Source organism: Bacteroides sp. 1001302B_160321_D4 (assembly GCF_015667765.1).
Taxonomy (GTDB): Bacteria; Bacteroidota; Bacteroidia; order Bacteroidales; family Bacteroidaceae; genus Bacteroides; species Bacteroides xylanisolvens.
On sequence record NZ_JADPLO010000041.1, the window covers coordinates 21683 to 46858 of the forward strand.

Annotated in this window: 16 protein-coding genes; 11 read left to right on the plus strand and 5 right to left on the minus strand. The window is 38.8% G+C overall.

Annotated features, from left to right (window positions below):
• Positions 1-92 precede the first annotated feature (92 nt).
• From KFO40_RS16085 to KFO40_RS16135, 11 genes are all read left to right on the plus strand, one after another.
• Positions 93-692 carry a DNA-binding protein gene (locus KFO40_RS16085; RefSeq protein WP_211146574.1) on the plus strand — a complete coding sequence of 200 codons (600 nt, stop codon included), beginning with the start codon at positions 93-95 and terminating at the stop codon, positions 690-692.
• 371 nt (positions 693-1063) lie between these two features.
• Positions 1064-1543, plus strand: a complete 480-nt coding sequence (locus tag KFO40_RS16090) for a DsbA family protein (protein ID WP_004302437.1) — start codon at positions 1064-1066, stop codon at positions 1541-1543.
• Between the two features lie 138 nt (positions 1544-1681).
• The gene (locus tag KFO40_RS16095) at positions 1682-3223 is read left to right on the plus strand and encodes a hypothetical protein (protein ID WP_032851824.1); all 1542 of its coding nucleotides are present in this window, start codon (positions 1682-1684) and stop codon (positions 3221-3223) included.
• Between the two features lie 228 nt (positions 3224-3451).
• Positions 3452-4375: a ribokinase gene (rbsK, locus tag KFO40_RS16100; RefSeq protein ID WP_004302442.1), complete on the plus strand. Its 924-nt coding sequence runs from the start codon at positions 3452-3454 to the stop codon at positions 4373-4375.
• Between the two features lie 40 nt (positions 4376-4415).
• Positions 4416-5381: a ribokinase gene (gene rbsK / locus KFO40_RS16105; RefSeq protein WP_004302444.1), complete on the plus strand. Its 966-nt coding sequence runs from the start codon at positions 4416-4418 to the stop codon at positions 5379-5381.
• On the plus strand, positions 5353-8595 hold the full coding sequence (locus KFO40_RS16110) for a SusC/RagA family TonB-linked outer membrane protein (protein ID WP_004302446.1): 3243 nt from the start codon (positions 5353-5355) through the stop codon (positions 8593-8595). Before rbsK (KFO40_RS16105) ends, KFO40_RS16110 begins: the two co-directional genes overlap by 29 nt.
• 11 nt (positions 8596-8606) lie before the next feature.
• Positions 8607-10574 (plus strand): RagB/SusD family nutrient uptake outer membrane protein, encoded by a 1968-nt coding sequence (locus KFO40_RS16115; RefSeq protein ID WP_004302448.1) that lies wholly within the window; start codon positions 8607-8609, stop codon positions 10572-10574.
• 46 nt (positions 10575-10620) lie between these two features.
• On the plus strand, positions 10621-12081 hold the full coding sequence (locus tag KFO40_RS16120; RefSeq protein ID WP_004302450.1) for a DUF4978 domain-containing protein: 1461 nt from the start codon (positions 10621-10623) through the stop codon (positions 12079-12081).
• Between the two features lie 18 nt (positions 12082-12099).
• Entirely contained in the window at positions 12100-13323 is a 1224-nt protein-coding gene (locus tag KFO40_RS16125) for a BACON domain-containing protein (RefSeq protein ID WP_211146575.1), read from the plus strand.
• A 16-nt stretch (positions 13324-13339) separates the two neighbouring features.
• Positions 13340-14392: a nucleoside hydrolase gene (locus KFO40_RS16130; protein WP_004302455.1), complete on the plus strand. Its 1053-nt coding sequence runs from the start codon at positions 13340-13342 to the stop codon at positions 14390-14392.
• Between the two features lie 20 nt (positions 14393-14412).
• Positions 14413-15417: a GRP family sugar transporter gene (locus KFO40_RS16135; protein ID WP_211146576.1), complete on the plus strand. Its 1005-nt coding sequence runs from the start codon at positions 14413-14415 to the stop codon at positions 15415-15417.
• Between the two features lie 66 nt (positions 15418-15483).
• Here the strand turns inward: KFO40_RS16135 and KFO40_RS16140 are convergent, their stop codons facing one another.
• The 5 genes from KFO40_RS16140 to KFO40_RS16160 form a co-directional block, all read right to left on the minus strand.
• Positions 15484-17313 carry an endonuclease/exonuclease/phosphatase family protein gene (locus tag KFO40_RS16140; RefSeq protein ID WP_211146577.1) on the minus strand — a complete coding sequence of 610 codons (1830 nt, stop codon included), beginning with the start codon at positions 17311-17313 and terminating at the stop codon, positions 15484-15486.
• Positions 17314-17485: 172 nt separating this feature from the next.
• Positions 17486-18469: a glycosyl hydrolase family 18 protein gene (locus KFO40_RS16145; RefSeq protein ID WP_211146580.1), complete on the minus strand. Its 984-nt coding sequence runs from the start codon at positions 18467-18469 to the stop codon at positions 17486-17488.
• Positions 18470-18529: 60 nt separating this feature from the next.
• Complete coding sequence (locus KFO40_RS16150) at positions 18530-20203, minus strand: BACON domain-containing protein (RefSeq protein WP_004296466.1); 1674 nt, start codon at positions 20201-20203, stop codon at positions 18530-18532.
• A 23-nt stretch (positions 20204-20226) separates the two neighbouring features.
• Complete coding sequence (locus KFO40_RS16155) at positions 20227-21861, minus strand: RagB/SusD family nutrient uptake outer membrane protein (protein ID WP_115484439.1); 1635 nt, start codon at positions 21859-21861, stop codon at positions 20227-20229.
• Between the two features lie 20 nt (positions 21862-21881).
• Positions 21882-24842, minus strand: a complete 2961-nt coding sequence (locus KFO40_RS16160; protein WP_151923587.1) for a SusC/RagA family TonB-linked outer membrane protein — start codon at positions 24840-24842, stop codon at positions 21882-21884.
• Positions 24843-25176: the final 334 nt, after the last annotated feature.

Genomic DNA, 25176 nt, shown 5'->3' on the forward strand with positions numbered 1-25176 from the left:
CTATAGTCAACGATTTAAATGACTATAGTCAAACGAATAAAATCATGTAGCCGGAGACAATATTTACTGAACAACTAAAAACAAAATAAGACATGAGTGTTTATTACGATCTTTATGCCAGTGGCAACCCACAAAAAAAGGATGAGCAGCAACCACTTCACGCACGAGTGATTCCATCAGGAACTCTTGATGCTAAGAAGTTTATAGAATTAGTATCTAAAAGCAACGGCTTCAGTCAGGCTACCATTGAAGGATGCTTGCAAGCAGTCACCGATGAGTTACAACATTGGTTGAAACAAGGCTGGATTGTGGAAGTCGGAGAATTAGGTTATTTCTCCTTATCGCTGAAATGCGACTATCCGGTAATGGAGAAGAAAGAAATCCGCTCTCCTTCCATCCACCTGAATAAAGTGAACCTTCGCATCAACAAGAAATTCCGTGAGAGTTTGGAACCATTGCCGCTGGAACGCATGGAATCACCTTACCGAAGCAATGGCAATCCCGATGAAGACAAATGCCGTAGCCTCCTTATGCAACATCTGGACGAGCAAGGTTGTATCACCTGTGTCGATTTTACGAGGCTGGCCGGCATAAGTAGGTACAAAGCAACCGAGCTGTTAAATAGCTATTTAAAAGAGGGAATCATACGAAAATACGGAGGAGGCAAGACGGTGGTATATTTAAAAAGATAATTGGCATTTCCTCCAAAGATATTTTTATCCTTGCTTCTTTCTGCACATCGGCAAACTTAAAAATTACTGCTAGTTAAAATTTTAATCTATAGAAATGTATAAGTAGGCTATTTTTATGTGCATTGCCAGTATTTGGATGAATAATCTTCCGAGAAAAACAGGCTAAAGCATCTATTTATATAACCAATCGCATTAATGTAAAGATTAATAAACACACAAACAACTATAAAACAATCGATTGGATCAATATTAATTATTTTATTAACGCACTTCTTCAAAATCGCTTGCACAGCAAATTCCGATACCATATCTTTGCAACGTGATCACAAAATAATAACTAGATTTACTAACGATTAAAACTATTAAGAATTATGGCACTGAAATATGTAGTCAAGAAAACAACCTTTGGCTTTGATAAGGAAAAAGCCGAAAAATATGTAGCAAGACCATTCAACGTGGTTACTGTTGATTTTAAAATGCTATGCGATCAGGTAACAAAAGTAGGATTCGTTCCACGCGGTACTGTAAAATCAGTACTTGACGGATTGATAGATTCACTGATAACCTATATGGAAATTGGGGCTTCAGTAAGCCTTGGAGAATTCGGAACGTTTCGTCCATCTTTCGGGTGCAAAAGTCAGGATGATGAAAAAGAAGTGACTACGGACACATTAAAGAACCGTAAAATAATTTTCACTCCAGGAAGTATGTTTAAAGGCATGATAAAATCAATAAGTATCCAGAAATTGGATAGTTCTAAAACCAATAGTCCCATCACCCCTGATGATGGAAAGGGAGACGATAAAGGAGAAGGAGGTGGTAGCGGGGAAGCACCGGATCCGGCAGCATAAGTAACGCAACATCATTATTTTTTTGAGACAAATCCGGTTTAAACTCGTTTAAGCCGGATTTGTTAATTTCTAAAATAGCTTGTTTTTCTCACAGAAAATCCCGATTATTGCAGCCTAATACTAATTGAAAGGGCTTCCATGAAAAGAGTCGATTCTGTTATATCTCTTATATATTCTCTATCAAAATCAGAAAAAAAACACTTCTCCTTGCAAGTCATCAAAGACAAGGAGGAAAAAGACTATCTGGTGATTTATGACATTATTACTAAGAGTAAACAGCCAAATGGGAATATAGTAAAAGAGGAGTTTTATAAACGCCGCCCCAATGGTTCTTTTGAAGTGTCTATTCAATATCTATATGAAAAACTAGTAGATACTTTGCTCACTCTGCGCAAAAAGAAAGATGTTTATTATGATCTGCTGAACGATTTGTGCAAGGCTCGTATGCTATATGAACGTTCATTATTTGAAGAATGCTTCGAAATCTTATCCGATACAATAAAACAGGCGCAATTTTACGAGAACAATGAAATACTGACAATTGCACAAAAGTTAGAATTAGAATATTTGCTTCGACTAAACTTCCCCAACATGACGGAGCAGGAACTTTTCCATAAACATTTCATCCAAAACGAAGCACTAAAAAAGATCCGGAAAATCACAGAGCAATCTTCTTTACACAACTTATTAAAATATCGTCTTTCGCACATTGGCGCCATCCGAACAGCTAAACAAAAACAAGACATGAATGACCTGATGGTCAACGAACTTTATATAGCAGCTTCCTCCGAAGCGGAAGGGAACTTTGAATTGACACGAAATCATAAACTTTTTCAAGCAAATTATTTAATGGGAGCAGGGGACTATAGAGCTGCCCTGAACTCTTACAAAGAACTAAACCGTCTATTTGAACAGAATCAACAATTCTGGTCAAACCCACCCATTTATTATTTATCCGTACTTGAAGGAGTACTCGGAAGTCTACGATCAGTAGGCAACTATGATGAGATGCCCTACTTTATTGAAAAATTAAAAGAATTGATAGCAGAAGACTCGTCACTTGAGTTCAAAGTGAATGCTACCTGCCTGCTCTTTCAATACGAGCTGTTTCCTTATCTGGATAAAGGTGACTTCCTTAATTGTACAGAACTCATGAACCACTATCAGGAATCGCTCTACAATAAAGAAGCATGGTTAAGTCCCATACGTAAAAGTGAATTATTACTTTATACAACCCTCATACATATTGGTAACCAAAACTATAAAGCAGCAAAGAAATATATAAGTAACGCTATCATCGACCACAATATTAAATATCTACCACTGATGAGAACTATTCGCTTGGTTCGCCTCATCGCCTATTACGAAACACAAGAATACGAACTGATTAGGCACGAATCACGCTCCATCACCAGAAGTCTCTCCTCTCCTAAAGAGCAAACATTTAAAACCGAACGAATTATTCTATGGTTCCTGAATAAAAGGAATCTCCCTATTCTGCTTAAAGACCGGGAAGCTTTTTGGGAAAAGCTATCTCCGGAAATACAAGAATTATATAATGATAAATACGAAAACCAACTTTTACGTCTCTTCGATTTTACAGCATGGATAGAATCGAAAATCCGGAAAGAGAAACTGTCAGAAGTCCTTAGAAGGCATACAAATACTAAAGAAATTTAAAAGAACAAAGCCTACAATCCATATTCCCTATATAAAAAGCACTCATTCTATTTTCAGTTTTTCAATTTGAAATTATACAAAACTATACGATATTACAATTTATAATTCACTTATAAAAAAGAGAATTAAATACCATATACTCAATTTGTAATTATACAAATGAATTATTAATGTAAAAAACGAAGCATTATTATTTCTTTTATTTGCATCATCTTAATTTTAAATATTATGGAAACTATATCTAGTCATCGACCCAAAATCGTAGTCATTGGTAGTTGCAATACCGACATGGTTGTAAAGGCTAACAGGCTACCAGTCCCTGGAGAAACCATTTTAGGCGGGACCTTCTATATGAACCCCGGCGGCAAAGGAGCTAATCAAGCTATTGCAGCAGCCCGACTAGGCTCCGAAGTAACATTTATCTCTAAGATTGGTTATGACCTATTCGGTTTGCAAGCTTTAGAAATATACAGGTCAGAGAAAATCAATACCGAATTCATCTTTACCGATCAGAAAAGCCCGTCAGGTGTAGCACTTATTTCTGTCGATTCGTTTGGTGAAAACAGTATTATTGTAGCGCCGGGTGCCAGCCGATCACTCTCAATAGAAGATATCAACAAAGCTGAAGAGAAAATTAAGGAATCTGATATCATACTCATGCAACTTGAAGTTCCGATAGAAACAGTGGAGTATGCAGCTACTATTGCCTACAAATATGGTAAGAAAGTAATACTAAATCCGGCACCTGCGTCTACATTAAGTAATTTATTCTTAAAGAATGTACACACTATATTGCCTAACCGTATAGAAGCAGAGATGTTATCAGGAATTAAAGTGATGGATATCGAAAGCGCCCACCGAGCAGCTAAAGCCATTGGAGAGAAAGGAATAGAAAATGTTGTCATCACTTTAGGAAAAGACGGAGCCTATGTCAAAGAAAAAGATACATATACCATGGTTCCTGCCAAAGAAGTAGAAACCATCGACACAACAGGGGCAGGAGATGTCTTCTGTGGAGCATTCAGCGTTTATCTTTCGAAAGGGTATTCACTGGCAGAATCTGTAAGATTTGCGAATGCAGCAGCAGCTATTGCCGTAACACGCATCGGAGCTCAAAGTGCTATTCCATATAAAAGAGAAGTTATTTTATAAAACAAATAAAGCCTAGGTTAATCACATAAATCTGATTCAAATGAAAGTAGTAGTTATTGGAAGTTCAAACATCGACATGGTTGCACAAGTCAGCCATCTCCCGGCACCCGGCGAAACAGTCGGAGATGCAAATTTCATGCAGTCTCTCGGAGGCAAAGGAGCTAACCAAGCTGTGGCGGCAGCCAGGCTTGGTGGCTCTGTGACGTTTGTCACGTCTTTGGGGAATGACATGTATGCAGATATCTTAAAAAATCACTTTAAGAAAGAAGGTATTGCCACTGATTACATTATTGATGATGTCAATCATCCCACAGGAACCGCACTGATTTTTGTGGCCAACAGTGGTGAAAACTGTATTGCAGTAGCTCCCGGGGCTAACTATTCTTTATTGCCCGGTTCGATTACCCATTTCTCAGAAGTAATTGATGAGGCTGATATCATCGTCATGCAGGCTGAAATTCCTTATGAAACAATAAAAAAAATAGCTCTATCGTCAAAGCAAAAAGGTAAAAAGGTATTGTTTAATCCCGCACCCGCCTGTCTGATTGATGAAGAACTGATGAAAGCCATTGATATACTAGTTGTCAATGAACTGGAAGCAGCATTCATCTCAGGAATTGATTATACAGATAATAACCTCGAGGAAATTGCCAAAACATTGTTGAAAGCGGGTACAAGTAATGTAGTTATCACACTGGGAAGTCAAGGTGTGTACATGAAAAATAGAAAAGAAACAATTCAGCTTCCCGGTTGTAAAGTAAATGCGATTGATACTATTGCGGCTGGTGATACTTTTTGTGGAGCACTAGCTGTATTTTGCGCCCAAAGGGAAATAGATCGGGAAGCACTGAGTTTCGCCAATACCGCAGCCGCGATTGCTGTTACACGATCAGGTGCCCAACCATCTATCCCTACTCTCGACGAAGTAAAACACTTCATTTTAGAAAACGAATCAACCTTATTAAATTTAATGAATCATGAAAAACTACCCGAAACACCCTTTTAAACTATTAAAGGAAATGATTCTATTAGTTTCTGACTGCACTAAATATTATAAACTAATAGTAATTCTAGGCTACTTCATTATGCATACAATGAACATGTATGCACAGAATAATATATCCGGTTTCGTAAAAGACAGCGAAGGTGAACCATTAATTGGAGTATCTGTCGTTGTGAAAAAAGGAGATATTCAGAAAGGAGGTACCATAACCAATATAAATGGGTTCTATCAAATCAAAGCAACACCTGATGCATCTCTTGAATTTAGCTGTATCGGATATAAAACTCAAAAAACAGCCGTAAATGGAAAAGAAAAGATAAACATAACATTAGAAGCAGACAATCAATTACTTGATGAGGTTGTTGTCGTTGGTTTCGCAACCCAAAAGAAAGTAAACCTAACAGGTTCAGTCAGCACAGTCGGCTCTAAAGAATTAACATCAATGCCTGTACGAAATACAGTACTAGCATTACAAGGACAAGTTCCCGGGTTAACTATCAAGCAACAAAGCGGGCAGTTATACGGCAAGAATCCTAATATGCAGCTACGCGGGTTAACTACTATTGGTCAAGGTTCCAATGGAGATATGCTTGTACTTATTGACGGAATGGAAGGAGATCCCTATAGTATCAATCCACAAGATATAGAAAATATATCAGTCTTGAAAGATGCTGCCGCCTCTTCAATTTATGGTTCACGCGCTCCTTTCGGGGTTATCCTGATTACAACTAAAAAAGGAAAAGCCGGAAAAACGTCTATCAATTACAATAACAATTTTCGTTTCAACGTTCCCATTAATATGCCTAGTCAGGCTGATTCCTATTCATGGGCACTGTTTTTCAATGATGGAGCACATAATGATGGCAATGGAGATGATATCAGTCCGGCACGTTTACAACGAATCAAAGATTACATAGACGGAAAAATCTCTTATTCAACTATTCCTGTAGGAGACCAATGGGGAACAGCATACACGGAAGGTAATGACAATATAGACTACTATGATGTATTCTACAAAGATATGACTACCGGACAAGAGCATAATCTCAGTATCAATGGTGGAAATGAGAAAATGAACTATTTTATGTCTGCCAACTATTTGACAGAAGACGGAACGCTAAACTGGAATTTAGATGGTCTGAAAAGGCTAAACTTATTTGGGAAAATGGAAGTGAAACCATACAAATTCCTTACGTTGGGTTACAGTACCCGATATATTCGGGAAGATTATCACCAACCCCGAGTTATGAGTGATGAAATGTTCCAACTATTCGGACAATATTTATGGCCGGTAGCCCCCCTGTATGATCCGAACGGGAATCTTTTTAATGACACAGTACTCCGTTTTCGTGATGGAGGACAAATGAAAATTTCAAATACGACTCAAGTACACCAATTTAATGCGGTATTTGAACCAATCAAAGGGTGGAGAATTGTAGGAGACGTAAATTATCGCTATCGCTCTTATTTTAATCACACCGAAACAATACCTGTATCTCAAACTTGTATTGACGGTATAACTCCAGGCAGTGTATGGGATGAACACTCCGGAGTAGCAGAAGATGTAGGTAGAAATGAATATATAAATATAAACGCTTACTCAGATTATGAAAAGATATTTGCAGACCGGCATTATTTCAAGGTTATGGCAGGATTTCAAGCTGAACAATACAACACCAGAACTGTCTATGCCCAAAAGGAAGGACTTATTGTCCCGGATATACCTACCATCAACACCTCTTCAGGATTATTTAACGGCGAACAAGTTCCACCCAATGTAGCAGGTGACTATAATCGTTGGAGGACCGCCGGCTTCTTTGGACGTCTCAATTATAACTATATGGAAAAATACTTGTTAGAGGCTAACCTTAGATATGACGGTTCTTCCCGCTTCCGCTCCGACAATCGTTGGGGATTGTTCCCTTCATTTTCAATAGGATACAACATAGCAAAAGAAGCTTACTTTGAACCATTAAAACCGTATATCAACACGTTTAAGTTCCGTGCATCTTATGGTTCACTAGGGAATCAGAACACAAGTTCATATTACCCAACCTACCAAGCAATGGGATTTGCCAATGTCTCCGGTAGCTGGCTAATCAATGGTCAAAAAACCAATATAGCATGGCCACCTTCTCTTATAAGCAAAACACTTACTTGGGAAGAAATACGTTCATGGAATATAGGCTTGGACTTTAGTTTATTAAACAATAGATTAACAGGTTCCTTCGACTATTTCATACGAAAGACATTAAACATGATAGGTCCAGCAGATGAACTGCCTGTTATATTGGGAACCAATGTACCCAATACAAATAATACAGACTTGCAGACTAAGGGTTTCGAACTTGAGATTGCATGGAGAGACAGAGCGTTCAACAGCCTGAACTACGGTATTCGTTTCGTACTGTCAGACGCACAAGCTAAAATCACTCGCTACTCAAATCCATCCCGAACCTTAAACAAATACTATGCCGGCATGAAATGGGGACAAATATGGGGATATGAATCTATTGGTATTGCCCGCTCTGACGATCAAATGCTCGAACATTTGGCATCGCTGCCCAATGGTGGACAAAGCAGCTTAGGATCTGACTGGCAAGCTGGAGATATTATGTTTAAAGATGTGAACAAAGACGGACGTATAGATACTGGAGCAAATACAGTAGAAGATCATGGAGATCTTGTTGTTATAGGAAATACGACACCACGTTTTAATTACGGCATCGATATCACAGCCGATTGGAAAGGAATAGACTTTAGATTATTCTTACAAGGAGTTGGAAAACGTGATTATTTCCAACGAAGTAAATATTTCTTTGGTTCAATAGGAGGTAGCAAATGGGGGACAATGGTTTTGAAACAACATCTGAATTATTATCGCGATGATCCCGATCATCCACTCGGATTGAATACTAATAGTTATTATCCACGTCCTCACCTGGACAATGGCAAAAACTATCAGGTACAAAGTATGTATCTCCAAAATGCAGCTTATATGCGCATCAAGAACTTACAATTAGGATATACTCTGCCTTCCAGGATTACTAACAAAATAGGAATTACTAACTGCCGCATATTCGTTTCCGGAGAGAATTTATTCACTTTCACAAAAATGAAAGACCTGTTTGATCCTGAAACCATCGGTGAAAATGGTGAAGGGAATGTATATCCATTGACTAAAACCTATTCAATGGGATTGAGTGTAACATTTTAAATCTTACAATTATGAAAACCAAAATATTTCTAACTTGTATATCGCTGACACTATTAACCGGTTGTAATAAATTCCTCGACCAGGAGCCGTTATCCCAACTTTCTCCTGAACAATATCTATCGACAGAAGAAAATATTGCAGCATATGCCACAGATTTATACAATACCTTCCCAGTACATGGTACAAATAGCTGGGGAAGATGGTCAGATGATAACAACACCGACAACATGGCTTACGTAACTCCTAGTGATATCTTCGCACCTGGATATTGGAGAGTAGGGCAAACTGGCGGTTCATACGAATTTACCACGATTTATCGTTGTAACTATTTTTTGGATTTTGTACTGCCACTCTACGAAAAAGGAAGTATAACAGGCATTGATCCCAACATTCGTCATTATATTGGAGAAGTTTATTTTTTCAGAGCCTGGCAATATTTCGCTAAGCTGAAAGCGTTAGGTGACTTCCCAATCATCACCAAGACTTTACCAGACAATCTTGAAGCGCTTACTGCCGAAAGCAAACGTATGCCCCGTAATGAGGTTGCACGCTTCATCCTCTCCGATCTGGATAAAGCACTTGAATATATGCAAAATACTCCCCCGGTAGGAGGAACCAACAGACTTAGTCAAGACTGCGTTCATCTATTCAAATCAAGAGTTGCATTGTATGAAGGAACATGGCTGAAATATTTCAAAGGTACAGCATTTGTACCTAATGGTCCGAACTGGCCAGGAAAAGATAAAGATTATAACAAAGATTACTCCTATCCTTTAGGTGGAATTGATCAAGAAATTGATTATTTTCTCACCCAAGCAATGGACGAGTCTAAGATTGTAGCGGATAAATATGGATTGGTAGATAACACCGGAGTATTCCAAAATACTGCTAACGAAGCTTCTAATTCCTATTTTGATATGTTCGGTGCCTCCGACATGAGTACCTATCCGGAAGTACTGCTTTGGAAACAATATAGTCAAGCGGCAGGAGTCGTAAATTCCGTTGTCGAATTTGCTGCAGCTGCTAATCAAGGCTGGGGAATGACAAAAAGCATGCTTGACGCATTTGTAATGAACAATGGTAAACCTATTTATGCTACAGGCAGTGAATATAATGGAGATTCCAATCTTACTCAAATAACCCATGGAAGAGATTCACGTGCTGAAATTTTCTTTAAAAAGCCCGGCAATAGGAATCTACATTCATCACCGGGGCCGGAATCTTATGAAATAGAACCCTATCCGAATATCGTAAACTCAACATCCTCTATGAAATATACTACAGGGTTAACAATACGTAAAGGATTGAATTTTAATGGAGCCTATTCTGTTCGTGACAGAAGTATTGTTGGATGCATCATATTCAGAGCTGTAGAGGCTTACTTAAACTATATGGAATCATGTTATGAGAAATCCGGAACACTGGACGGTGATGCTAAAAAATATTGGAAAGCAATTCGAGATCGTTCAAAAATAGGAGATTACAATATTACAATTGATAACACTAACATGATTACGGAGAGCCAGACAGACTGGGGAGCCTATTCTGCCGGAAATTTAGTTGACCCGACTCTATTTAACATTCGTCGGGAACGCCGCTGTGAACTAATGGCAGAAGGGTTTCGCTCTGCAGACATCAGACGTTGGAGATCCATGGATCAGATGATAAATACCCCTTATCATATCTTAGGTATGAACTTGTGGGAAGAAATGACTAATAATGCAGATTTCTTAAAATCCAATCAGGACGGATTGCAACAAAATAAAAATGTTTCACCACAATCTTTCAGCAAATATTTAGCTCCATTCCATATCATAGCCAATAACCGTGTTTATGACGGTTACCGTTGGAACATGGCTCATTATCTTGACCCGATAGCTATACAACATTTTTTGATTACCGGTGCTAGTGACATTTCAGCATCACCGTTATATCAAAACCCCGGTTGGCCGCTACAAGCAGGACAGGGAGCCCAATAAGAACTCTCTTAAGTTATTACAATAATAAATTTAAAATGAAAGAATCATGAGAAAACTCAAATTTTTATTATATTGTTTCTTGTCTACTCTCTTCGCCTGTAGTAATGCAAATGAGATAGATCCTAATAATACAATTATAACCAAGCATCTGATGGTTAACGGAAAACCGTTCTTAATGTTAGGAGCTCAATTACGTACTGACTTCTTTTTACAACTGGATAAAAAGACACCGGAGGAACTGGCACCTTATTTTGAATTAGCTGCCAACATGAATATATTAGTCGTACAAGTACCAGTTGCGTGGAAAGATGTTGAAGCTGAAAAGGACATTTATAATACTGAATTAGTAGAAAAATATATTGAATTATGCGATAGATACCAACTAAAGTTGGAAATTCTATGGTTTGGTAGTTATATGTGCGGTTATTCTGTAGAAGGTTATATTCCCGACTATGTAATAAACAATACCTCAACTTACCCTGACCTTAAGCCTAGTGCAGCATTTGAAGGATGGTTAGGAAAACACTATTATCTGAAACCTAATACTCCAGCTTTAGTTGAACGCGAATCTAAAGCGTTGAAACAAATGATGGACGCCATTTATCATTATGACAATAACCATGGTCAGAAACACACTGTTATTGGTATTCAAGTAGAAAATGAGCCCGACATGTTAGCAACAAGACACAATCAGGAACATGGATATAGTCCAGAACAGTTATGGCCGGACTTGATCTCAATGCTGGACCAATTAGGGCAAGTTGTCAAAAACTCCGCATATGATTGCTACACACGAGTAAATCAAACAACAACATATTCGGATTATATGGAAAGAAGTGCAGAAATCGCAGCTACAGCAGGAATAGATTATGTAGGACTGGATCCTTATGAAAACAATATGTTAGGAATAGACAGCAAACTGAGAAGATTACGAAAAATAAAAGATAATTATGGCCACATTGCAGAAAATGGTGGTGAATACGCCAATAATGATCTTCTTACCTTAAAAGCAATAAGCCTTGGATGCGGATATGAAATATTCGAAGTTATTACCACTCCTCACCCTTATTTGGTAGACTGGACATTACGAGGAGTTTATAATCCGGATTTCACCCCCAAACCACATACACAGCGAATTGTAGATGCTTTCAAAATATTCAAAGGAGCATGGGTAGATTTGGCTTCCGCAGACGCCAAAGATATTATTGGTTTCAATTTGAAGTATGATGACGGACAAGAGCAAACTACAGAAAACCAGAATACTACTCATGCGGGCATCAAATGGAGCACTAGTTCCAGAGGAGTCGCTTTTGCAGTAGAGAGGAATAATTATCTAGTCGTTGCATCTACTCAAAACGATCAAATGACATTCAGAAATATACAAATAAAAAATATAGAAAAGGGGTATTATGACATTAATGGCAACTGGGTTTCTGATGAAAAAATGACACCAACAGGAAATCAACTCTCGCTGGAACCATGTATTGTTTATAAAATACAATTTTAAATTTATAAATCCAATGATATGAAAAAGAGTATTCTCATAATAGAAATATTATTTATGGCATTATTAGTCGGATGCCAGGATGATGACTCGCCCAATCTAATTATAGAAAAAGAAAGTATTCAAGCAGAATATAATGGTGGTACAATCAACATACCTATTTCTTGTAATATTGCATCTAAAGCAAATATTATTTATGAATCTGCAGAAGAAAATGGATGGATTTTTTTATTGCCAACTGTACTAAACGGAAACGGAGTATATTCACTAATGATAGAATCTTATAAGAACGTCTTGGATGACCGACATGCAACTCTTGTCATAACAGCCGGTAGTGAAACTAAAAAGGTCACAATTACCCAATTGGCAAAACCTTCGTTAGGTATTGATCCCGAAGCAATTATAGCTTCGGCACAAGCCAAAGAGTATACTGTTACTGTTACATGTAGAGCAGAATGGCAAGCAAGTGTCAATAAAGAAGCTATTTCCTGGTGTACATTAAGCAATGAAACGGGAACAGGAATCGGTAGTTTTACTATTCATGTCTCTGATTTAAGAAATGAAAAAGCACGAACCGCTGCTATTTCTATAACGTCCGGTGAACTTAATTACACGCTAAAGGTCAGCCAAGGTGAAGGCACAATAATCAACGGACTTGTTTGGGCTAATAGTGACGTCGCCGAACCTAACACTTTTACAGCCAGTCCGGATACACGCGGATTATTATACCAATATGATTCAAAAATAGGATATCCAAACAGCAGTCCTAACGAAGATCGAAACTGCCCTAAGGGATTTGAGACAGGATATTATGATACAGGATATAATACATGGAGGGACGAAAATAATCCATGCCCGCCAGGATGGAGAGTACCGACAATTGAAGAAATTAAAAATCTGGTAGGTACATCTTCAGAACCTAAATTCACATGGAAAGAACCCCAAGACAGCCACTTTGCAATACCTGGTGCCATTGTAGGAATTGCCCGAAGTGAAGGAGTACTTGCAACTAAAGAGGATATGAAAGGAGGAATTTTCTTACCACAATCGGGATACCGCCATAACGAAACAGGTTACCAAGAAACATGGTGGCCAGCAAATATCACTAGTATATCACGTCCCAACTCACCTCAAAACTGGGATAGACAAACCATTTGGATAGACGCTAATGGTAATATGGGAATTGATGAATATACTTCGAATAGAAAAGCTTATCCTGTTCGATGTGTAACAGATATAAAATAATTATAAATTACAGCATATGCATTACAAATTATTCAAGAACTGCTTTTTGCCAAAGTTAAACAAAAGTATCCTTTTGGCTATTCTCGTATTCTCGACCTTGTGCTCTTGCACAAGGCACGAAGAAAAAATGACTTGTATACCTGTTATATTTGATACTGATGCCGGCAATGATATTGACGACGTATTGGCCATGCAAATGTTATTCAATTATGAAAAAGCGGGTAAAATCGATTTATTAGGAATCACAATCAGTAAATCCAATCCTTATACTATAGAATATATTGACGGATACTGTCGCCTTAATGGGAGAAATGATATTCCGTTGGGATATGCATACAATGGAGTTAATCCTGAAGATGGTAATTATCTCCGCCAAACTATAGATACAATCATTGATGGAAATAAAATTCTATTCCCACAGAGGAGTATCAATAATAGTATACCGGAAGGATACAAACTATTACGTAAAATGTTAGCCGCACAAAAAGACAGTTCTGTCGTATTCATAGCCGTAGGACCGGAAACGAACCTGGCCAGATTGCTTACTTCCGAGCCAGATGAATATAGCACATTAAATGGTAAATCTCTCATCGCTCGCAAAGTTAAAGTTCTATCTGTCATGGCAGGGCGTTTTGATGAAAGAGTAGATCACCCGGAATGGAATATTCTCCAAGACCTGAATGCTGCCCAAACAACTTTTAAAGAATGGCCGACACCTATTATTGCCAGTGGTTGGGAAATAGGAACTAGCATCCTATATCCTCATCAAAGTATATTGAACGATTTTCCCGACAGCTATAAACATCCTCTCTGCGTTTCATATAAAATATATCAGAGAATGCCCTATGACCGGGAAACCTGGGATCTGACATCTGTATTACAGGCAATAGAACCGGAAAGTAATTATTTCAATTTATCGGAGAAAGGAATAATCACCATAGACAGCATCGGACAAAGTATTTTTTCTACTTCTGAAAATGGGAAACACCAATATCTCATAATGCAGAAAGAAGAAAATATCCAAACAATTATCAAAGCACTAGTCAATCAAGTGACTGGAAAAAAATAAAACTTTAAAAAGAATTCATTATGTATATAGTTAATAGTTATACACTAGCCGTCATCTTCTGTTTTATAACGATGATATGCTGGGGCTCTTGGGGAAATACCCAAAAAATGGCTAGCAAAAACTGGCGTTATGAGCTCTACTACTGGGATTATACCATTGGAATTTTACTATTTGCATTACTTCTGGTATTCACATTAGGAAGTTTCGGAAGCGGCGGTAGAAGTTTCTCTGAAGATATCCAACAACTAGATAACCAGTACATTATCAGCGCACTGATTGGTGGAGTAATCTTCAATGCGTCCAACATTTTACTTTCTGCTTCTGTATCCATGGCTGGAATGGCAGTCGCTTTCCCTTTAGGTGTCGGTTTAGCTTTAGTTTTAGGAGTATTTGTCAACTATTTCAGTGCTCCAAAAGGAGATCCTTTTTGGCTGTTTGGCGGAGTCATTTTAATTGTTATTGCCATTATATGCAATGGTATTGCGGCTGGAAAAAATAAAAAAGAAAATACTGGCAGCAATAAAAAAGGAATTATTTTAGCAGCTATCGCCGGTATACTCATGTCTTTCTTCTATCGTTTTGTAGCTGCAGCTATGGACCTGAACAACTTTGAGTCACCGACTCCAGGAATGGCAACACCCTATACTGCATTCTTTATTTTTGCTATTGGCATTTTCCTTAGCAACTTCTTCTTTAATACACTAGTAATGAAACATCCGTTTGTTGGTTCTTCCGTAAGTTACAAAGAATACTTTGCAGGGAAAATAAGTACTCATATGGTGGGAATCCTTGGCGGATGTATTTGGGGATTAGGTACAGCATTAAGTTATATTGCTGCAGAAAAAGCAGGAACAGCCATTTCGTACGCACTTGGACAAGGAGCTCCAATGATCGCTGCCTTATGGGGAGTATTTATTTGGAAAGAATTTATTGGTAGTTCTAAGTCGACAAATAGACTTCTTGGGGTTATGTTTATCCTGTTTGTCATAGGATTATCATTCATCGTTTTATCTGGAGGTAGTTAATAATATTATAGAAAAAGGGGAGGGGGGGCAAAAGGGTACCCCCTTTTTCTATAATTTAATTCATATTCAAACTGTTATATCCAACAAAGTTTCTCCCTTCGTATTCAATACTTTTATTCTTAACACCTCTTTTTTCTTTTCCAGAATCATCACGGTAGCACTGTCCATCTTATACCCTCCACCAATAATGACCGGGTAATTGTTTCCCAACTCACCTTTCGGATGATAGGCATACGTATGAGTATGAGCATTCAGGCTCACATTGAAAGGTGCTTTTTCCAATAATTTAGTCCATAGATCTGCACAGAGATTCTTTCCATCATTACCATAAAGCGGAATATGATGAATAAGGACACGTTTCTTTGCTTTCTTGAATTCTTTGGCAGACAGCTCTTTTTTCAGAAAATCAACCTGTTCATTACGTAATTGGGTAAAATCGTTCAAGCCATAATATACCCAATGGTCGTCCGGTTTATCTTCTCCACAATCCAACATGACGATACGGGTGTCTCCCCAGTTAAAAGAGGCATAAGTTTTATCTCCCACATAATCAAAATGATCACGCAAACCGATAGAATAGGCATTGCGGATTTCATGATTGCCACGCATAAAGAAAGTCGGTATGTGGTCGCCATACACTCCTTCGGTCAGTTCACTGATAAATGTGGTTGCCTGCTCGTGATCCATAGGATCATCCACACAGTCACCATTGAAAACAACAAAGTCATAGTTGATATTCTGTATCTGTTTGCATAAAGCACGAAAGGTTTTTGTATGCTGATGCAAATCATTGAAGACAATGGCAGTGAAAGAATCTGTATCGGTTGTTGCTGGAAGCGTAAATTCAGAGAAATCTGACTGGGCAGTATTTCCGAATACTTTCTTATATGCTTGATAAAGCAATATTTCTTGTGAACATACACGGTAATAATATTTCTGTCCCGGTATCAGATCGTTGATACGTATTTTATGCAGCTTGTTATTACAGACCACCTGACCGTCAACAATCATACGCGCACGTTCCAGCCGGGTAGTATCTGTGCCATATTCCACCCAGCAATAAGAAGGAACGGTTGTTTCCCACATCACAGTAATGCCATTACCCACAGGATTCTGCAAATAAGGTTTAGTACGGAATATCTTGTCTGCCTTTTCAGCAGTACGCAATTCCACAAGTATGGGACGATGGTCGGAAGCCATTGGCTCATTAACTACTCTCGCAGATATGATAGCAAATCCGGTAGCGTTTTGCTTTGACGCGGCAATATAATCAATGGTTTCTTTTGGATCGGGAGCAGGATAAGTATGCTTTTCCGGATTGGAGAGTATTTGAAAATCCTTTTGCAATTCTTTGATGAAATCGGATTCAGGTTCAGCATTCATATCCCCGGCTAGAAAAAGAGGCTTTTTATAGGAAGCAATCAATGACTTCACTATTTCCAAAGATTTCATACGGTCTTCTTCCGTTAATGACAGATGAGTACAACAATAAATATAATCCTCAAATTCTGCCAGAATCAAGGTGCGAGCCTCTTCTCTACCAGGTAAAGGGATAGTTTGTAAACGTAGCGGAACTTGCTTTGTCAACAGTCCGATTCCATATTTACCTCCTTCAAACTCTATAGCAGGTGCAAAACAGGCATGCATCTGTGTACGTTCAGCTATTTCACCCAGCACATATTTCTGCCCGCTCCGACGGGTCATACTGTCTACCTCTTGTATAGCCACAACATCAGGAGAAGCATTATTTATCACATTGGCTACCCGTTGAAAACTACAAATATCATCCATGCCATTCGCATTTTTAATATTATAAGTCATCAGTCTCAATGTATGTTGAGCCTGTACTGGAAAAATAAATAGAATGGCGGAAATGAGTAAAAAGATCTTTTTCATGTTCTTCAGTTTTGGGGGTTATGTTAAGTTCCCCCAAAGGTAAGAAAAAAATAAAAAGCCACAAAGATATGGATTCATACCTTTGCGGCCTCTTATTGTTAAGAATAACTTTTCTCTAAATGGGGGGATGAGAATAAAGCTATATTATTTACAAGGTCGATTTATTATCTTATTATTTCTTTTGCCACTTTGCGGTAGTATCCCACATTTGCGGATCTACGCTATTAAAGTGCCAAAAACCGATTTGAGAGATCCCCAGTTCATCAGCTAGTTCAAGTAGCGCCTCCGTACTTCTGGCATCACTTGCATAAAACATATGCCGATTACCATCAGTACCATCATACAGATACATGTTTACCTTTTCATAACATAACCAGGTAGGAGAAGGCAAAATTCCATTTATACTGTCAGGCACAGATTGGTAAATCTGCCTTCCTTTGATGCCGCCAGTTACAGCATAATCATTTGCATAAGCAGGCAACGCCATCACTAATTTATCATTTGGAATATGTTTCATCCAGAAAAGCATCGCCTCTCTAGTCCATAGATAATTAGACGTAGGTCCAATGCCCATACAATCATCCCTATGTTTGAGCTCGGGCTTATCTATCCCAGGTGCAAAATACATATCGTAACACATCACTCTAACTAAGTCGCAGGTAGTATTCAAAACTGCCGGATCGTGAAACATCTTAGTTTCGTTATCCTGATACAAAGCCGGATAAAAACTAACGCAATGGCTTAATTTCTTTCCAACAGCATGGAGTTCTTTTGAAGCCAGTTTCAGGAATTCGGTATATGCATCCTGAATATCAGGGCTCAAATGTTCGAGATCAAGATCTATTCCATCATATCCGTTTGCATTGCAATCGCTTACATACTTCTCAACAAGTGCCTTTCTTTTCTGTGGCGTATCAATCGTTTCTTCATTCCCACCTACAGCCTGATATACTTCGATATGATTCTGATGACATTCATCGATAAATGATTTCGGAGGATTCCCGAAAACGCTAATGGAACTAATAATCTCTTTCACTGGCTCTATATCCTTAAAAGAGCTTCCATCTATATAGACATACCAAGGAGCTACTTTCTTCTCCTGGGTGGTGGAAGAGAGTGTTTCCTGCTTGCAGGAAACACTCGTCATTACCAACATTACACAGCATATAGCTGTTCCAATTATACTTAAATACCTCATTGAATGTAAAGTAAACTGTTATTCTTCATCATAATTATACTTCTTATATTCTATATAGTCATATTTGACTGTATATGTCTTTGCAGTAGGCTTATCTCCTTGCCAGCCACCTCCATCAGCAAAGGTCATCATTGAGAATCCAAATTTAAACTGTGCCGGAGTATACCAAGTAGTAAATGTTTTCGCCACTTCACCATCTATAATCCATGCCGCCCAATATGCACCATCTGCATTAAGTCTAAGGTCAATAGTCAAAGTGTGTTTACCCGGATCAATAGGTACACCGTAAACTCCCATAGCTTCCGTATAACAACGTACCAGCATCTGACCAGGAACAGGAGGAACCGTACAAGCCGCACGATCATTTTCAGTACCCGAGAAAACAAACATAGAGAATGACCTTTCTTCAGCATTAGTTGCAGCGATATTACCACCTGCCAACCATTTTTCACCTACCCCTACCAAAGGAACATCTATTTCCCATGTATATTTTCCAGCTCCTATCTCCGGACCATAAACGAAGTTATTCCCGTTAGATAGATTCAAACTTCCATCCGCAATCGTTCCTCCATTGTTAGTCCATCCAACAGGAACAAAACCAGCTTCCTCAAAGTCCCACTTCACTGTTGTTCCCTCTGGTTCGGGAGGAAGTTGACCTTCGATAATCGGCTTCATTGAATAATCATAAGGAACATATTCAAGATAATCAAATAAGGCATAATTTTCTTGAGTTGCCGCATGATCGCCCATACCATAAAGATTCTCGACACTAGATATAGCACGGAAATAAGCCTCTTCACCATAATCTAATTGTGCCCTCTTTAAAACTTTACCATCAACCGACCACTCCGCCAGATATTTCTTATTTTCTAACTTCAAATCCAATACAAACGTATGCCAAGCATCCCCCTTAATAGGCGTGAATTCAGAGAAAAAAGGATTAGCCTGACTAGTCACAAGGCACAGCATATCATCTGGTCCGGCACTATGTGCTGCACGGTCTGCAGCTGTACCGGAACAAATTTCAAAATCCAATTCATGCCCATCGTCAAAATATAAAAATGCTCCAATACTAGCCCGGTCATTCATTCCGAATTTAGGGACATATATCCTCCATTCATAACGACCTGATCCGAATTGCGTTGTTGTCTGCACCTTGAAACGGTCCCCATTAGTACCTTCATACTCTTCACCTGCCCGGGTATAGATTCTTAACGCTTTTCCATCTTCACATTCGTCATTATCTACGATAGTGATCGGATTGATCCCTGCCACAAGCCCCGTCTTTTGCAATCCAGTAAAGTCACCGTAATTATAAATGGTTCCTTTATAGCCATCCTGAATAACTGTGATGGTTCGAAGTTCAGCACCTTTCGCCGCTATGGTCAAGGTTGCACTGCGTTTTGGGCCGTTATTCTTATCAGCAGCAATTGTTAGCGTACCATTACCAGTTCCTTCCAAAGGAGAAACTGTAAGCCAATTACCACCTGCCTGATCCACTGCTACTTCCCAAGCTGCTTCTGACGTAATATCTACAGTCTGAACTTCAGTAGAGGAGACTCCGAATGTCAAAGCATTTGTGGAGATTCCGCATGCAACAATCTCTGTTTTCTCTTTGAAGCTATCGCCGCATGATACTAAAGAGGCATTACATAATACACCTATTGCTAAATATAAATATCTTAGTTTCATAATGATTGTTTTTATTGTTTCACTCAGTTCTTCAAATTCGGATTAATAGACGAATCTACAAAAGGACGGGGAAGATACATCTTACTGTCATTCCACGTACCAGATACGGAAACAGCTTCTTTCCTGAAGACTCCAGGAGCCACTTCAATCTCCGGATTTAATTTTCTGTATTCAAAATGATCTTTAATGCGATTCATGCGAAACATATCCCTTGCTCTAGTGGCAATATTTCCCCAATAATATCCGGCTATTTCCCAGCCATGTTCATTATAGGCAGCTTCTGCCAGATCATCATACGACATGGTTGTCTTATAGATATCCCGGTCTGCAACAACAGATCCATTAGCACGATTACGTACCTCATTCAATAAGTTGACAGCTTCCGTGATACTACCTGTTTTTGAACGACCTACGGCTTCGGCATACCAGCAATATACTTCTGCCAAGCGAATAATCTGATGCGTCTTTTCTCCATTCTGATTCATCGAAATTTTCGGATTCGTATAGTCGAATTCTTCTCCAGTGGTCGTTTCTACTTTCTTCATGAAACAGGGAGCAACAACCACACGCGGCGCTTCCGGATTAGGATCTTCCCACCAATCACGTAACTGTGTTTCATTCTTCAATATAATTTTCGGAAAATAAGACGCATCTTTGCGTGAGCCTTTCGGGAAATCATACCAGAATTTAATTTCTCCGTTCGTATCTCCCCATCCACCGCCACCATAAGCATAGTCTGCCAGGAAATCGGCTAAAGGAGCATTAGTAAGTGCATCTATTCCCAAATTATAGTAAACACCAAGTAACACTTCTGGATTATTCTTATTATACTCCATCGAATATACTTGCTTATAATCAGGTAATAACTTGTAGTAATAAGTACCTTTCTTCGAAGCATCGATTACTTCTTTTGCCTTTGCAGCGGCCAGTTGATAATATTCTGTTCCCTTGTTCAACGGCCATCCTGCCATTGCCATATACACATAAGCCAATGTTGCTTTTACAGCTCCTTGACTAACAGCAATGTTTACCCCGTTTCTTGCGTAGGGTTCTTTAGTATAATTAGCAGGCACCATTGTCTCTGCCTTTTTCAGGTCAGAAACAATCAGTTCGTAAATTTCAGAAACGGTTGCCAATGGCATGTTGTAATTGATTTCATCTTTCACAACCATAGGTACCTCTCCCCAAGCCATTACAAAATAAAAGTAAGAATAGGCGCGCCAATAATAAGCTTGTCCAATGGCTGCATCTTTCTCTTCCTGGCTCACCTCCGGAGTTCGTCCGGCATTATCTATAATGAAATTAGCAGCTTTTACTAATCTCCAACGAGCTCCCCACAATTCAGTCACCCAAGTGTTATTGTCCGAAACATTATAAGTATCTACCTCACGCAACCCCTGTTTATTAGCTGCAGGGTGTGTAGAAATATCATCACCCATCACTGATTCGAAACCTGCCCAGATATTTGCATACATATCACTCGCAACTTTGGAATACATTCCATTCAGAGCCAAGTCCAGATCACCTTTTGAATTGAAGAAATTAGTCACCGCCAACTGCCCTTTAGGATCTTCTGTCAGTAAATCCTGGCAAGACACCATCCAAAGTGCTATCAATGCTAGTCCGACAGATTTGAATATTCTATATATTGTTTTCATATCCATGTATAGTTAAAAGATTAAAAGTTAAGTTTCATACCAAAAGTGAATGTTCTTGGAACAGGATAAGATCCCATATCCACACCATTAAAGCCATAATCGGATTCACTGTACACTTCTGGGTCCATACCTGTGTATTTCGTTAATGTAAACAGGTTTTGAGCACTGACCGACAGTTGAATATCGGCTACTTTCGTTATCTTCTTAGGAATATTATACGTAAGGCTTATATTTTTCAGTTTCACAAATGATGCATCTTCAAGCCAGAAATCGGAATCAGGATAGTTTCTATTATCTGAATTTTTATGACTTGCATACACAGCATCTGCTTTATTGGCTACTTTATCCCAACTTTTGTAATAAGCATCAGATAAAGAGATGAAACGATATACACCTGTCATAGATCCCATCGCATAGCGGCTTACGTTCAGTCTATCTTGTCCTAATGCAGCATTGATAAAGAGATTGAGCGTCCAGTTTTTCCAAGTAAATGTATTATTCCATCCGAAAGTCCAATTAGGCTCGGCCTGCCCTTTAGTAACCAGATCGTCAGCACCCGGATTGGTTGTCAAACTTCCATTAGATTGATGTTTATACAAGTTGGCACCCTGGTCATTAAAGTTTGCCCATTCATAAAGATAGAAAGAACCAATCGGATACCCTACTTTTTTAATTTGAATAGGACCACCGCCAATACTTGTATAATTCTCCCCAACGATAAAATCACTACCTGCCAGATCGATTATCTTATTCTTTAAATAAGATGCATTCAGCGATGTTTCCCAACCAAATATATCTTTGTCTGTCAAAGGAGTAGCTGTAATGGTGAATTCAACACCAGAGTTTCTAACTTCACCTTGGTTGACCCAGAAAGAGCCACCTCCGTTATATTGAGGAGCAGGTTTGCGAAGCAACAGGTCCTTAGTATCCTTTCGGAACCATTCGGCTGTAAAACTCAAGCGACCGTCTAAAACACTGGCGTCCAAACCTATGTTATACTGATAGGTGCTTTCCCATGTTACATCCGGTGTAGCGAGATTTCCAGTCCAATAACCGGTATGGATTGCATCGCTACCATAACCGTCATAATTTGTAGGAGCCAACATACCTAATGTTGTGTAAGCACCGATACTTTGATTACCAACAACACCAAAACTGGCTCTTAGTTTCAATTGCTGGACAATGTTTTGTTTGCTCATAAAGTTTTCTTTAGCAACATCCCAAGCAACAGCTGCTGACGGAAAATATCCCCACTTATTCTTCTTCTGAAACTTAGATGAACCGTCGGCACGGAAAGTACCTGTCAGCATATACTTCCCTTTGTAATTGTACATAATTCGACCAAGCCCGGACACAATAGCTTCTGCGGAATAGCCATTTTCTCCATCGCGTGTCTTTGCATTTTTTGCATTCCAATAACCAACAAATTCATTGGCTAAATCACTACCGGTCAGTTTTAAATTTCTACCTTCGGCGCCACTTGCTTCAAACACAGCGGTTGCAGTCAAATGATGATCGCCGAAACTTGTGTTATAAGTCACATTATTGGTATTCTGCCAGAAAAGATTCATCCTGCTCGCATTTTCCATACCACTAAGTTGACCGGGTTTTGCTAATGACGAGGTGAAAGAGTAACTCGGAACATGAGAGTAATTAGCAGCACCCTGTACAGACAATGTCAACCCTTTCATTATTTTGAAAGTCAAATCCATATTAGTATTCAAAGCATACACATATGAGTCACCATAATTTGCGACACGTGCACCATAAGGGTTTCCATTTACTGAATTATAAGGGTCCATATTATAAACGCCCGTTACCGGATCTTTCATTTCCATCGTAGGAGAATAGTTCAGAAAGTTCATAATGTCAATGCCCCCATTGTGACTGTGAGTACGTGAAGCATTAATTTTGGTAGAAAGTGTCAACCACTTAGTGAGTTCATTATCCAAATTTATCCGCAACTGTGCACGTTGATACTTGGTCGTGATGGTCATGGCTGTCATATTCAATACATTGGCGGAAATAAGATACTTATTTTTAGCCGTTCCACCCGAAATACCTAATTTATAGTCCTGACTAATACCGGTCTGCAACATCAAATTCTGCCAGTCAATGCCTTTGGAGCCATTCTTATAGGCTTCCATCTCATCATCTGCAAATGAGATACCATTATACTCCTTTAATGCAGTCGCATATTCATAAGCATTCAGTAAGTCATATTTTTTAAGAATGTTCGATACGCCTATAGCCACATCTGCATAAATCTGCACTTTACCTTCCACCCCTTTTTTAGTAGTTACCAATACCACACCATTAGCACCGCGTGAGCCATAAATAGCCGTTGCCGAAGCATCCTTCAGAACTTCAATAGATTGAATGTCAGCTGGATTTACATCCAGTCCACCAGACATAATGCCATCGATGACATACAAGGGGTCATTGCTGGTATTAAGAGAAGTAGTACCACGAACACGAACTTTAACTGTACCACCAGGTAAACCATTTACGCTCGTCACTGCCACACCTGCAGTACGTCCTTGCAGAATATCTTCCACCCGCTTTACCGGCTGATCCTTAAATTGTTTGGAAGAAACAGAAGCCACAGCACCGGTTATATCTGATTTTTTCACTACACCATATCCGATGACCACTACTTCACTCAATTGGTTCTGATCCTCCTGCATTGTAATCTTCAAACTGGTATTCGTTCCCAGTTTAACCTCTTTAGTCACGTATCCGATATAAGAGAATGATAGTGTAGAGCCAACAGGAGCACTAATCGAGAACTTTCCGGAAATATCCGTTACGGTACCAGTTTGTGCATCTTTAAGAGTTACGTTGACACCGATGATAGGTTCATTGCTGTCGGCATCCATAACAGTACCCGAATACTGCTTTGCAACCTGTGCATAAGTAGATGTAACTGCTGCAAAAAGAAATAGTAGCAAGCAGCCAAGCGTTTTTCTTAGATTATCCATATACTTTTCATTTAGTTAGAATATAATAATATTAGATTTTTAGGAATTTTAGATACAAGTCAAGGCATTCAAAATGTTCCCAACATTACTCCGCCACCTCTTCATTCTACAGTTTTAGGATGTATTCATAGTAAATAGTCTTTTTTTTAAGGTTTAATACTATTCCGTATTTAGTGTCAACTATGCAAATATAGGTGCAAAGCGTGGAAATAGAGATCAAATAACATCCATAATTAGTCCGCTACTGTTCAAAAGGAGTATTCTGAATATCCTTTCGAGCTATCTAATGAGCTTTGTGGACAAAAGAAGATGAAATCTATTGTACAGTTTCATA

Bases quoted from the DNA above. Each gene is read 5' to 3' on its own strand.
- KFO40_RS16085 (WP_211146574.1), top strand. From the start codon at position 93: ATGAGTGTTTATTACGATCTTTATGCCAGTGGCAACCCACAAAAAAAG.
- KFO40_RS16090 (WP_004302437.1), top strand. From the start codon at position 1,064: ATGGCACTGAAATATGTAGTCAAGAAAACAACCTTTGGCTTTGATAAG.
- KFO40_RS16095 (WP_032851824.1), top strand. From the start codon at position 1,682: ATGAAAAGAGTCGATTCTGTTATATCTCTTATATATTCTCTATCAAAA.
- rbsK (WP_004302442.1), top strand. From the start codon at position 3,452: ATGGAAACTATATCTAGTCATCGACCCAAAATCGTAGTCATTGGTAGT.
- rbsK (WP_004302444.1), top strand. From the start codon at position 4,416: ATGAAAGTAGTAGTTATTGGAAGTTCAAACATCGACATGGTTGCACAA.
- KFO40_RS16110 (WP_004302446.1), top strand. From the start codon at position 5,353: ATGAAAAACTACCCGAAACACCCTTTTAAACTATTAAAGGAAATGATT.
- KFO40_RS16115 (WP_004302448.1), top strand. From the start codon at position 8,607: ATGAAAACCAAAATATTTCTAACTTGTATATCGCTGACACTATTAACC.
- KFO40_RS16120 (WP_004302450.1), top strand. From the start codon at position 10,621: ATGAGAAAACTCAAATTTTTATTATATTGTTTCTTGTCTACTCTCTTC.
- KFO40_RS16125 (WP_211146575.1), top strand. From the start codon at position 12,100: ATGAAAAAGAGTATTCTCATAATAGAAATATTATTTATGGCATTATTA.
- KFO40_RS16130 (WP_004302455.1), top strand. From the start codon at position 13,340: ATGCATTACAAATTATTCAAGAACTGCTTTTTGCCAAAGTTAAACAAA.
- KFO40_RS16135 (WP_211146576.1), top strand. From the start codon at position 14,413: ATGTATATAGTTAATAGTTATACACTAGCCGTCATCTTCTGTTTTATA.
- KFO40_RS16140 (WP_211146577.1), bottom strand. From the start codon at position 17,313: ATGAAAAAGATCTTTTTACTCATTTCCGCCATTCTATTTATTTTTCCA.
- KFO40_RS16145 (WP_211146580.1), bottom strand. From the start codon at position 18,469: ATGTTGGTAATGACGAGTGTTTCCTGCAAGCAGGAAACACTCTCTTCC.
- KFO40_RS16150 (WP_004296466.1), bottom strand. From the start codon at position 20,203: ATGAAACTAAGATATTTATATTTAGCAATAGGTGTATTATGTAATGCC.
- KFO40_RS16155 (WP_115484439.1), bottom strand. From the start codon at position 21,861: ATGAAAACAATATATAGAATATTCAAATCTGTCGGACTAGCATTGATA.
- KFO40_RS16160 (WP_151923587.1), bottom strand. From the start codon at position 24,842: ATGGATAATCTAAGAAAAACGCTTGGCTGCTTGCTACTATTTCTTTTT.